This is a genomic window from Paenibacillus sp. LjRoot153 (assembly GCF_964253085.1).
Classification (GTDB): Bacteria; Bacillota; Bacilli; order Paenibacillales; family NBRC-103111; genus Paenibacillus_E.
In genome coordinates, this window is record NZ_CAXUQH020000001.1 from 1,836,857 (window position 1) to 1,848,735 (window position 11,879).

Consider the following 11,879-nt stretch of genomic DNA (forward strand, 5'->3'; position numbering starts at 1 on the left):
GAAACAGGGAGGACGTATGGACCCTATAGTTTTTATCCTTTTGGCAGCAGTCGGGATTTTTCTTGTTTTTCGTTTAAGACAATCTTATCGCAGAACAGGAAAAAGTATAGATAAGACCAAAGAAATTGAGCAGAAGCTAGCACAGTTAAGGAAAAAAAGAGATGAAGATTAAGGAGTCCATGTAGTATGATAGGAAGGGACTTTTGGATTATGAGGAGGGGTTAAAGATGGATCAGTGGATTTCGTTTGCACAGGATCGTTGGTATTTAATAGTAGGGGCTATTATTGTTTTATTTATTGTGATTGGTATTGTTAAAACCGTGGTGAAATGGGTCGTAGTCCTTGTCATCGTTGGGGCGCTTATCGTTTATGGAGCGAGTTATAAGGATAAAATAAAAGATATTGGGGCAACGGTTATTTCTCAAGTCAGCGATGATATCAAGGATAAGGCGGTTAGTGCCTTGACTTCCGAAGCCAAAGAGGCGAAATTCAAGGCTAACCCGGACGGTTCCTTTTTAATTACGACGAAAAGTTTGCAAGTAGAAGGGAAACCAGGATCCGACGAGGTTCAGGTCACTTTTCTCGGAAAAACATTCAAAATGAATGCAAATGCTGCCGTGAATGCATTCATTGAGCAAGCAAGGAAAAATGCCTAGTCACTAGCTGGGCTAGCCTATCAAAGGAAGGTGAGTACGCATGACGGATAACGCGTGGTTTCAAACCATCTCAATCAATTTTATATCCATCTTGATCGTTCTCACGATTGCAGCTTCCGTACTGCAAGGATTTTTCCGTGGTGGCTCTGGCTCAGCCAGGCATTTCGTAGCTATGTTGGTGGAAGCGGTGCTCGCCATCCTCGCCATGTTTATTGCTTGGAAGGGGGTGCAACTGATTTCACCATGGATTCAAACGTGGTTAAAAGATCAGAATTTGCAAATTCCGACGGTGGACATAAGTGCGTTAAAACAAGCTTACTATACCGTGATTACTAGTTTACGCGATTTTCCATTACTCCGTTTTGGGGTTTTATTTATCCTTGGCTATGTGATTGTCAAACAAATCCTGAATCACTTGGTTGATTTAGTGTTAGGGCGTTGGTTGGCTGAACGGTTTGCCATGCCTAAACGGAGCCATTCGATCTGGAGCTCGGTTTCAGGCGGGGCCATTGGATCCATTGCTGGATTTGCTAGAGCTCTTATGCTTATCGCTATTTTATTCATTTATGTCTCCTTATTCCCTCACTCGATGCTAACCCCGTATATTGAGTCTTCACATATGTATCAAAAAGGAGCTCAAGAAGTGATCTCACCGTTCACAGGTGATTTTATAGCGGAGAAGGCGCCAGTTTTCACACGTGCTGTAGAGCAAGAATTCACGAATATTTTGCAACGAAAATATGAAGTTCTTGACGCGAAAATCCCGGGTAACATTGCGGATGCGGCCAAAGAAATTACAGCGAATGCGACAACGGATGAAGAGAAGGCTAAATTACTGTACAGTTGGGTCGGAACCCGAGTTCAGTATGATTGGAATAAAGTGAAGCTATATGAAGAACAGCGAATTTGGAAGGAGCAAACACCTGAGGATACGTTCAATACCAAAGAAGGCGTTTGTATTGATTATTCAAGGTTATACGCACAAATGGCCAGATCCATTGGACTTGATGTGAAGGTTGTCACAGGTCTAGGATATGATGGTCAGGGAGGATATGGTCCGCACGCTTGGAATGAAGTGTATCTCAAGGAAACGAATAAGTGGGTACCTCTGGATTCCACTTGGGTGGCAAGCGGAGCAAATTGGTTCAATCCGCCGAATTTCGATCAAACACATGTGAGGGACGTTTAGAGGAGAGAATATGCGGAGAGAGTTAAATTCTTATAAAATGATTTATTTGGATGCAGGTGATACGTTAGTAACGATTCCTGCGGCACAAACGATTTTGAAGCAGTACTTGCAGCTGCGCGCAGTTGACCGGGATGAAGATCATATTAATGAACTTTTTACAGAAGCTTTTCGTCTATTTTATTATGTTGAAAAAAAAGATAACTTCGTGGTGTGCAGTCCAGAGTCAGATCGTGAATTCTGGGTTAACCTATACCACTATGTCCTGCATAAGTTAGGCGTTCATGAGGATTGGACAGAGGAAGAGATTTTCAACTGCTGTCATGAATTATACGAGATTTTCACTGCACCGGAGTATTATGATTTATTCGATGATGTGAAGCCATTTCTTGAAGAGCTGAAGAAACAGGGTTTTCGTATTGGTATTATCTCTAATTTTGCTCCTACACTGAAAGCCATTCTGGCTGATAAAGGGGTATTACACTATTTTGACCCCGTACTGGTATCAACTGAAGTTGGTCTGGAGAAGCCTGACCCTGCTATTTTTCGGCTTGCTTTACAGATGGCAGACGTTGAGGCTAGGGATGTACTGTATGTCGGGGATCATGAGACGAATGATATTTGGGCCCCTAATCAAGTTGGAATAGATGCTGTTCGTATTATTCGGTACCCTTATCACACGGGAGATGGAATCCGATCCCTACTCGAGTTGATTCAGGAGCCTGCCGGTGAAGTACGGCCTAATTGAGAAAGGATATGAACCCGCATGAAGTCATCCATTATGGATGATCCGAAGAAAAAAGAAATCACTAAAAAACGGCACTTTTCGTTTCGGATCAATATATTTTTCTTCGTTACTTTTTTACTTTTTTCCGTACTCATTGTGCGGTTAGCGATTCTTCAATTCGTTCAAGCCAAGGATCTGAAGGCTGCAGAGAATACCAACACGAATCAAACCAACAAAATCGCCCCGATTCGCGGCAATATTTATGATTCTACGAAATCCCCACTGGCGTATACCATTCCCGTACAGTCTTTATTTTTCCGTATTGAACCAGGCCAGGATAAGGATGCTAATATTGATTTAGCCAAACGCATTGAGAGAGATATATTTGACAAGGCGAAACCGAATACCGTTAGCCCAACAGCTGAAGAGATTGTCCTTGCGATGGATTTGGGCTATGACATTAATAAAAAGCCAGTGAAAGATCCTAGTTACTATTCCGTACCACGCCGTATTAAAGCAGATTTATCCAATGCAGAAATTGCATTTTTGCTGGAACACCGGGATGAATTCAAAGGGCTGGAAGTGACGGAAGAAAGCATCCGCACCTATGAGGTGGAGGACGATAAGACAACAATTGCTACGCAATTAGTGGGATATACGAATGCATTTTCAACCGAAACAGCGAAAAAAATCTATAAGGATAATCCGAATAGTGAAGAATATTTAAGCAACGAAAATGTCGGTTTCGATGGGATCGAGCGGATGTATCAGGATGAGCTGCGCGGCAAGAACGGCAGTAAGAAGTATCCGGTGAATGCCGCGATGAAAATCATTGGAAGAGCCGAAGTCACAGCTCCAATTAAAGGGAATAATCTGTATCTGTCGATCAATAAGGACGTTCAGAAGGCGACGGAGAAAATGCTGCATGATCATATCCAATATCTTCGGTCTCCTTCCAATGCGAATGATGCGTATTTGAAATATGGGGTGAAGGCCTCCTCGGGCTTCGCAGTAGCGATGGAAGTGGACACTGGGCGTGTCATTACGATGGCGAACTACCCGGATTATGATGCGAATGCCTGGACAGGTGGGATGGCAACAGCCACCTATAAGGAGATCGAGACTTACATACAGAATGGTACGATCACAACAGCCAAAGCCAAATATCCAGATGCCAAAGAGAATGCAAAGCATCCTTCTTCCATTGTTTTCATGGGTTCAACGATTAAACCGTTATCCGTATTAATCGGATTGAAAGAAAAGTTGTTTACAGCAGGGCAGACGTACTATGATACAGGCACATTCACCTTTGGTCGGGATGGTAATAGTGCCATTTCAAACTCCGATAGACATGCTTATGGCAGCTTAAACGCGTCGTCCGCTATTGAGGTTTCCTCGAATACGTATATGTCAGCGATGGTAGGTATCCCTTTCTGGAATAAATTTGGGCGAGAAAACGCAAAGGTGACAGCCAAATGGGCGGAGTATCTGGCTAAGTTCGGGATGGGTGTGCAAACGGGCAGTGGATTGCCTGGTGAGTACGCAGGATCCAATGACTTTATTAAAAATGCGGAGAAAGACAGTTATCAATCCGCGATGGTTTACGCATCCTGGGGACAGAATGAGAAGACGACAACGCTGCAACTTGCGCAATATACGGCAACGCTTGCTAGTCGTGGGAAACGGATGAAACCTCAGTTCGTAGAAGAAATACGTGATTATCAAGGCAATTTGGTGAAGACGATTGAGCCTGAGGTCCTAGATGATTCATCCAAGGAGTTCTCACAAGCGGACTGGAATACGATTATTCATGGGATGAAAAGCGGTGCTCAAGGCATTGACGAATTACCCTTCAATGTCGCTCGTAAGACAGGAACATCCACGCAGGATGTGGCTGGCGGAAGGGTTGAGAATGCCGTGTTGATCGCCTTTGCACCAGTTGAGAATCCAAAACTTGCCGTAGCGGTCGTAGTACCGGAAGGTGGTTTCGGACGCTATGGGGCATCCCCGATTGCGGCGAAAATCTTCGAGGCGTATGACGCGGCGTACGGTGGTGTTCTGACGAAGCTTGGCGGCGGGAAGCGGCCTTGGTAAGGAAGAGGAAGAAAGCGAAAGAGATATGAATGGGATAGGGAGCTTGCTGCGGCAGGCTCTTTTTTTACCACAATAGTATAAGTTTTTGGTTCCCGAATACGTCTTCAATTTGGCGATAAAACCATATATAGGAATCTTTGGGCGGAGACCAAAGTTTCTCCTCGTTAAACGCGGTCGCTCATCTTCGAATGGCCTCGATAGAGGTTTTCTCATTGCATAGGAAAATAGGATGGATACCCACTTTATAAGATGAGGTGGTAGCGAATGTATTCGATTATTCGAATAGAAAAGACGGAGAAACCGAAAAAACTACAATTGTATTCGTTTTTTCATATAGATTCCTCGATATTGCGTTACTGAAAAGAAATGTATTCGCTTTTTCATATAGATTGCCTGCGGGATAAGATGGACCCCAGTCGATTCGAGGGGGAAAGTAGAGCAACTTCGGAGACGGTGATAAACGGATGTCTTTTCTTGCTTTTAGCTCCTTGCACCAGTTACTCCGCAACGGCATATCCTATTCAAAGGGTAAGAATTAGCTTCACCCTAAATGTTGCCCGAGGTCAACTTTTGTGCGCAGAGGAAAGGTGGTCGAATCTCATGAAAAAAAGCCGGTTATCTGCTTCTTTAAAACGACTTCTCATTTCCATCATTTTTCTATAGGATACAGCCATTCTCGTACGCTCACGGTATTTCCTGAATGACGGGCTGATATGGTATACTAATATATCGGTTGTCCAAGAGAAAGAATGATGAGAGTACGGAGGAGTGAGTCTCACCATGTGTGGTATTACAGGTGTTATGTATTTTGAAGATAGAGAACCAACTGAGGCTATGCTTCAGCAAATGACAGATGTGATCGTGCATCGGGGGCCAAATGATGTCGGCTTCTGGACAGAGAATCGCATTGGCTTAGGATTTAGAAGATTATCCGTTATCGATATCAAAGAAGGCCATCAGCCATTAGCGAATGAAGATGAAACCGTTTGGATTATTTTCAACGGTGAAATTTATAATTACAAAGAGCTGCGCACGATGTTGAAGGAGCGCGGTCATATTTTCCGCACGCAGAGTGATACAGAAGTCATCGTCCATCTTTATGAGGAATTCGGCGAGGATTGCGTGAAGCACATGCGTGGTATGTTCGGTTTTGTTATCTGGGACCGCAAGAAAAAGCAGCTGTTCGGTGCGAGAGACCACTTTGGCATTAAGCCGTTTTATTATCATGTGAGTGACCGTCAATTCCTGTTCGGCTCGGAGATCAAGAGCTTGCTTGCGGCGGAAGGCATGAATCGGTTGATCCATACGGACAGCTTGCTGAATTACTTGACCTTTCAATATGTGCCAGAGCCGCATACGATGTTCCAAGGTATCTATAAGCTGCCGCCTGCTCACTCGGTTACAATTACTTTTGACGGCAAAATGACCCTACATAAATATTGGGATCCTATGTTTGAGCCAGAAGAGAAGCCATTTGACTACTATGTGGAACAAATTCGTGAAGGCTTGAAAGAATCCGTCAAGCTTCACATGGTCAGCGACGTGGAACGCGGATGCTTCCTGTCGAGTGGGATCGACTCGACGGCGATTGCTACGCACATGCGGAATATCGAACCGATCCGCACGTTCTCCGTTGGCTTCGATGGTGCCAACAACGAAACGCCGATCGCTGCTCAGACCGCAGCGACGCTCGGGACCGAGCACTACGATAAAATCATCACGCAGGATGATTTCTTTGCGACGATGCCGAAAGCGATCTGGCACCAGGACGAGCCTGTCGCCGATCCTTCAGCCATTGCCCTCTACCACGTGGCTCAGCTTGCGCGTGAGCAGGTAACGGTCGTGCTGTCCGGCGAAGGCGCGGACGAGCTGTTCGGCGGCTATCGCATCTATCGCGAGCCGCAGTCGCTCAAGCCGCTGGATCAGCTGCCGTCATCGGTGAAACGCATGCTGAACCGCTTCGCACGCATATTGCCGAGCGGAGTAAAAGGCCGCAACTATGTGTTGCGGGGGACGACTCCGCTAGAGGAACGCTTCCTCGGGAATGCTAAAATCTTCTCCGAGGATATGAAAGCGGAAGTGCTGCGTCTAGATAGTGAGATGCTGCGCGCCTATAAAAATCCCGTGCAAATCGCCGGCGATTACTATAACAAAACGAAGCATCTGGATCCAGTAAGCCGGATGCAGTACATCGACATGAATTTGTGGATGCCTGGTGATATTTTGATGAAAGCCGACAAAATGACGATGGCGCATTCCTTGGAGCTGCGCGTTCCTTTTCTGGACAAGGAGCTGTTCGAAGTGGCTCGCCGCATTCCAGCGAAGTATCGCATAGCGAATGGGACAACGAAGTACATTTTCCGAAAAGCGATGGAAGGGATCATCCCGGATCCGATTCTGAATCGTCCGAAGTTAGGCTTCCCAGTACCCCTGCGGGATTGGATGAAAGGCGCTATGGGCGATATGGTGATGGATCAAATTAAAACCAGCGGTATTGAGGATTACATCAACATTGAGGCTGTGGAGAAAATGCTTCATAAGCATCGCATCGGTCAAGGAGACTACGCACGACGCTTGTGGACTCTCTATATTTTTGCACTCTGGCATAAAACGTTCATGGAAGAGTTGCCTAAGAAAGTGCTCACTGCTTACTAGGTCGACAATTTTATGGCAGCATGAGACAGGAGTTGACGCGAATGGGAACCTATAAGTTAATCGCACTCGATATGGATGGCACCCTATTGAACGAAGACAAGAAAATATCTGCAGAAAATCAAGCAGCGATTCGTGAAGCCTCTAAACAAGGTAAAGTGGTGATCATGTCCACGGGTCGGGGTGCCATTAGCGCTATGCCTTTCATTAAGGAACTGGGGCTCTCAACGCCGCTTGTTGTGGTAAACGGCAGTGAAGTGTGGGCGTCGCCGGATACGTTGTTGAAACGTACATTAGTACCGATTGAAACGATTCGCAATTTGCACCAGCTAGCGGTGGAAAATGACTGCTGGTGGTGGGCGTATTCCGTAGCAGGTGTGTTCAATCGGGAAAGTGAAGGTCTAGATATCAATCAGCATGAATGGCTAAAATTCGGTTACTTTACAGACAATGCTGAGAAATTGCAACGTATTCGCGAAGTGGTGTCGAGTTGGGGAACGCTTGAAATCACCAATTCACACCCGTCGAACTTGGAAATGAACCCGCTCGGCATCAGCAAAGCAACTGGTGTAGAAACGGTGTGCAAACTTCTGGGCATTGCGATGTCTGAGGTGATTGCTATGGGTGACAGCGAAAATGATATTGCGATGATTCGTGAAGCAGGACTAGGTGTGGCTATGGGAAATGCCCAGGATGAAGTGAAGCGGATCGCTGACATTACGACAGTTACGAACAATGAGCATGCTGTCGCACAAGTCATTCGCACTTACATGCTTGCCTAGCCCAAGATCGAGCTCCACATTCACACTATAATGGAGGAATGAACTGAGCATGATTACCTTGGGTTGGATTGTCGTTATTCTTTTATTTGTCATCGGAATGGTGGGTGCCGTCTATCCGATTCTGCCTGGTGTACTGGCTATTTATGCGGCCTTTTTTATCTATGGCTGGCTAATCACTTGGAAGCACTTCGGCTTCTGGTTCTGGTTGATCCAGACCTTGGTTGTCATCATTATTATCGTGGCGGATTATGCGGTTAGCGCCTTAGGGGTCAAAAAGTTCGGCGGCTCGAAACCGGCAATCGTCGGAAGCACCATTGGTTTGATCATTGGTCCATTTGTGATTCCAGCATTCGGGATCATCCTAGGTCCCTTCATTGGCGCTGTAGTGGGTGAGTTGATTGCTGGAACCTCCTGGCAGAACGCCGTACGCGCTGGAATTGGGTCTGTGCTTGGCTTTTTCGCCAGCTCAGTGGTGAAAATTGTTTTGCAGCTGGCAATGATTATTATTTTCTTCCTGTGGATTTTTTGAGGCTTAGAAGGACGTAAGAAAACTGTAAGAGAGAGAAGGAACGGACTTGACGAAGGTAACCAAAGATTCCCTTGTAAAAGGGACGCTCATTCTCACCGTAGCCGCGCTTGTAGCGCGGTTTCTCGGCGTTTTCCAGCGAATACCGCTGGTGCATCTGCTTGAGGAAAAAGGGATGGGCAGCTATTCCATTGCTTTTAATTTATATTCCATCTTGCTCGTTATCGCAACAGCGGGTATTCCGAGTGCATTAAGTAAAATGGTTGCCGAGAAGAGAGCCATCGGTCGACCGCAAGAAGCACAAAGGATTTATCGGGCAGCAATTTGGTTTGCTGTCGTGGCAGGGGTTGGGATGACGGTACTGTTATACGTCTTCGCACCTATTTATGCCGAGAATATTTCGCACGGTGGACCGGATGCTACGCTGGCGACTAAAGCCATTGCACCAGCGATGCTTTTCTTCCCGCTTATTGCTATTATGCGCGGCTACTTCCAAGGTAGACAACATATGATGCCCAATGGTATCTCGCAAGTGGTGGAACAAATATTCCGATTGATTACGTCAATTCTACTTGCCTATTTCTTGCTCAATATTTCACTGGGGTGGGGCGTTGCAGGGGCTTCCTTCGGGGGTGTTGTCGGAGGTGTTGCCGCACTTGCTGTCATGTTGTATTACGGTATGAAGCTGAAGCGAAATGATGCGCAAGCGCGTCAGCCGATCGCAGCAGCATCACAAGCCGCGGCAGAACAGATTGGAGCGACACGTACAGGCGAGCAACCAGCTGAAATGTTCAGGTATCGGGATATTTATCGAAGCTTGCTAAAGCTTTCAATTCCAATCGTCGTCTTCTCCGTCACCGTAACGCTGGTGTATGCGATCGATACGTCGATGATTATTCCGTTGCTTGAAGATAAGATCGGTGCCGCGGAGGCTTTAGGCTTAGTCGGGATCATTGGTGGACGCGCACAATCGCTCGCGGGGATTCCGATTATTTTGGCCATCGCCTTGAGCCAATCCGTTGTACCTATCATTTCGGCTGCGTATTCACGCAAGGATTTGAAACAGGTCGGACAGCAGACGACGCGCGTGTTACAGCTTGCGATTTTATCAGGTCTTCCTGCCGTACTGATGATCAGTATCGCGGCTAGACCGCTTGACTTTTTCTTGTTCGGATATGAGGATTCCGCCTATGGCATCGCCCATGGACCTGCGATGATTTCCTTGCTGACGGCAGGTGCGATGTTCCAGATCGTTATGCAGACCTCAGGAGCCGTTCTGATGGGTATGGGACGGATGAAGCCATTGATGGCTCATGTGGGTGTCGGCATTGCCATCAAGCTGCTTGGCAGCTTCGTGCTCGGGCATTGGTTTGGTATCTACGGTATCATCATCTCAACAGGGCTATGCTTTATTGCGATGTCATGGCTGAATATACGATCACTCCGCAAGGAAGTATCGTTTACGATTCTAGGGCGTCGGTTCGGTGGACTTATCATCACGATCATTGTCATCGGCGTGCTTGGCTTTGCAGCAGAATGGCTGACGCATAACTATGTGGTACCATCGCCTTGGTTCCGCTTGAATCAGGGTATCCAAGCGGTGCTGATCTGTGGATTAACAGTGGCTTTGTATCCGCTTATGCTCATGATGACGCGAGTGGTGACGAAGGATGATGTGAAGAGTTTTCCATCACCCGTACAGAAGCTCATTGCGAAAGCGAGTCGTTTGTTAAAACGTTCGTAACCGCATCACACTTGTTAGCGAATGATGTTCTTAATCGCTTGCGCACTTAGAACAGCGAGTTCAATTTTGCTCAATCCTAGGCACAGATCTTGCGTCAAATCGAAAGCACGTGGAACCTTCATCGAGCTGATATGCTGTAAAGGTTCATGTTCAAGCTTAAACCAATCACCTCGCTCAACTGGAGCCATTGGCCTGTCAGGCCATGCTGAGTGAAGCGGGGGACTATAGAACTGCGCAGCTCCTTTCTTAAGGCTGTGGCCATCGAGCCTCTCCTGATATTTGCGATCAGGAGGGGTTTTTCGTATGGGGGCGAATAGATGAGGCCAGTAGTCGGAACGAGAACCGGTGTGTGGAGTAACAGAGGCGAAAGCTAAAGCGCCTTGAAGCACACCTGGAGCTCCAAACAGAATCGCGTATAGGCTTTTGCCGAATTCGATGCGTTCGGAGAGCTTTGAGAAATTTTCAAGAATAAGGCCAGCAAGATGGGGTTGAGGTGGATCCATGGATGTGGAACGAAAAGGGAATCCGACATGATTAAGCTGCAGCCAGCCTTGTGTTTTGAACAGAGCGGTATCTAAGACCGTTTGTTTGTAGAGTGGATTCTGAACAACACGTTCCTCAACATAATGCTGCTCATTGACAATTAGACCTATGGTGAGCAGTGCCGAATCTTGATAAATCCAGAATTCCTGCCAGATGGGGAGCATCCAAGCGGATATATGTAAATGAGGAAGAAGATGAAATAGGTTAAGCCGCCTTCTTTTGCTCTCAGCATAGAGCAGTAATTGCGGGTAAGCATCTTGGAAAATAAGTGCGTTCGCGCGCTCAAGAAAGGAAAATATATACTCCGTGGCATCGTTGTTCAGAAGGTGAGGCATAAGTTCACCACGTAAATCCGTCATGCACCAGCCTCCGTTGCGGGAAACCATGTGGGCTAACAAGGCCCAATGCAGCTCGGGATAATCACGATAACAAGCCCAGTAGGCTTGTGTACGTGTCACGTTATTGCGATTATTGATCTGAGTTTGGGCGATGATTTGTTCCACAATCTGTTGTTCTTGAACAGTAGTTGGGGGAGATATGACGCCTCCGTGTTGTAGAGCAATTTGTTGATGCAACGCTTTTTCTAATCTGTCTTGTGTGGCAAGAGGGATTTCGATGTTGGGAGTCGATGATCCATGTTCAGCAAGCTCTGAGGAAGTCATGAACTTAGCGGCCTGCTGTTTAACAAGCTGTACAACTGCACCTGGCAGCCCTCGCATTTTTTCGTAAAACCCCTGATTATCCTTGTTTTGTGGTGGAAGATTGACTCTCATCATGGCCTCCTATCTGGAAACGCAATCCTTCTTTCTATTATTTGCATGTATGCAGTCAGGTATGTCAACGAGGTGGAAAAACAAAGTATGAACCCCTCTGTTAATTCCAAATGTTGACAGATTGAGTGTGTGAGTAGTATAGTACACATAAAGTGTATGAACCAGTTAGTACATACACTAAATAATTCCAGTTTTA

The 11,879-nt window shown here is 46.3% G+C and carries 10 protein-coding genes; 9 read left to right on the forward strand and 1 reads right to left on the reverse strand.

Annotation, left to right across the window (positions count from 1 at the left end; translation table 11 throughout):
* Positions 1 to 16 precede the first annotated feature (16 nt).
* From ACSQ8P_RS08135 to ACSQ8P_RS08175, 9 genes are all read left to right on the forward strand, one after another.
* Complete coding sequence (locus tag ACSQ8P_RS08135) at positions 17 to 172, forward strand: hypothetical protein (protein WP_157256887.1); 156 nt, start codon at positions 17 to 19, stop codon at positions 170 to 172.
* Positions 173 to 227: 55 nt separating this feature from the next.
* Positions 228 to 656 (forward strand): hypothetical protein, encoded by a 429-nt coding sequence (locus tag ACSQ8P_RS08140; protein ID WP_056613443.1) that lies wholly within the window; start codon positions 228 to 230, stop codon positions 654 to 656.
* Between the two features lie 40 nt (positions 657 to 696).
* On the forward strand, positions 697 to 1,845 hold the full coding sequence (locus ACSQ8P_RS08145) for a transglutaminase domain-containing protein (RefSeq protein ID WP_436234725.1): 1,149 nt from the start codon (positions 697 to 699) through the stop codon (positions 1,843 to 1,845).
* A gap of 10 nt (positions 1,846 to 1,855) precedes the next feature.
* On the forward strand, positions 1,856 to 2,590 hold the full coding sequence (locus tag ACSQ8P_RS08150; protein WP_436234726.1) for an HAD-IA family hydrolase: 735 nt from the start codon (positions 1,856 to 1,858) through the stop codon (positions 2,588 to 2,590).
* An 18-nt stretch (positions 2,591 to 2,608) separates the two neighbouring features.
* On the forward strand, positions 2,609 to 4,663 hold the full coding sequence (locus ACSQ8P_RS08155) for a peptidoglycan D,D-transpeptidase FtsI family protein (RefSeq protein WP_436234727.1): 2,055 nt from the start codon (positions 2,609 to 2,611) through the stop codon (positions 4,661 to 4,663).
* 780 nt (positions 4,664 to 5,443) lie between these two features.
* Positions 5,444 to 7,318 (forward strand): asparagine synthase (glutamine-hydrolyzing), encoded by a 1,875-nt coding sequence (gene asnB / locus ACSQ8P_RS08160; RefSeq protein ID WP_436234728.1) that lies wholly within the window; start codon positions 5,444 to 5,446, stop codon positions 7,316 to 7,318.
* Between the two features lie 41 nt (positions 7,319 to 7,359).
* Positions 7,360 to 8,097 carry a Cof-type HAD-IIB family hydrolase gene (locus ACSQ8P_RS08165; protein WP_436234729.1) on the forward strand — a complete coding sequence of 246 codons (738 nt, stop codon included), beginning with the start codon at positions 7,360 to 7,362 and terminating at the stop codon, positions 8,095 to 8,097.
* A 49-nt stretch (positions 8,098 to 8,146) separates the two neighbouring features.
* Positions 8,147 to 8,626 carry a DUF456 domain-containing protein gene (locus ACSQ8P_RS08170; protein ID WP_056613455.1) on the forward strand — a complete coding sequence of 160 codons (480 nt, stop codon included), beginning with the start codon at positions 8,147 to 8,149 and terminating at the stop codon, positions 8,624 to 8,626.
* A gap of 46 nt (positions 8,627 to 8,672) precedes the next feature.
* Complete coding sequence (locus ACSQ8P_RS08175; protein WP_436234730.1) at positions 8,673 to 10,367, forward strand: putative polysaccharide biosynthesis protein; 1,695 nt, start codon at positions 8,673 to 8,675, stop codon at positions 10,365 to 10,367.
* A 14-nt stretch (positions 10,368 to 10,381) separates the two neighbouring features.
* On the opposite strand, the gene ACSQ8P_RS08180 is transcribed toward ACSQ8P_RS08175, so the two are convergent.
* Entirely contained in the window at positions 10,382 to 11,686 is a 1,305-nt protein-coding gene (locus ACSQ8P_RS08180; protein WP_436234731.1) for a DUF2515 family protein, read from the reverse strand.
* Between the last annotated feature and the right edge of the window lie 193 nt (positions 11,687 to 11,879).